Here is a 213-nt window from a genome sequence, read left to right as displayed (position 1 = left end):
CAATAAACTTTCAGAATTTGCATTATTTAGACTGGGGCTGCCTAAAGCGGTAGGAGGATGGGCAGGAAACCCAATAGAAACGCGCAAAACTTATGAGACGTTGGCCAGTGCTGAGGCATCCGTTGCTTGGATCGTTTGTAACAACCATTTGGCATGTACATTCGGTCGATTTTTGTATGAAACCAGTATGAAAGAAGTATACAGCCACCCCAC

The 213-nt window shown here is 44.6% G+C and carries 1 pseudogene; it reads left to right on the top strand.

Annotated elements, in window-relative coordinates:
• Nucleotides 1–213 (top strand): annotated as a pseudogene (locus V6252_RS13480) (hypothetical protein); the annotation flags it as partial.

This window comes from Psychrobacter proteolyticus (assembly GCF_038155145.1).
Classification (GTDB): Bacteria; Pseudomonadota; Gammaproteobacteria; order Pseudomonadales; family Moraxellaceae; genus Psychrobacter; species Psychrobacter proteolyticus_B.
The sequence above is the reverse complement of the archived record's forward strand: the minus strand, read 5'-3'. Positions and strand labels throughout refer to the sequence as shown.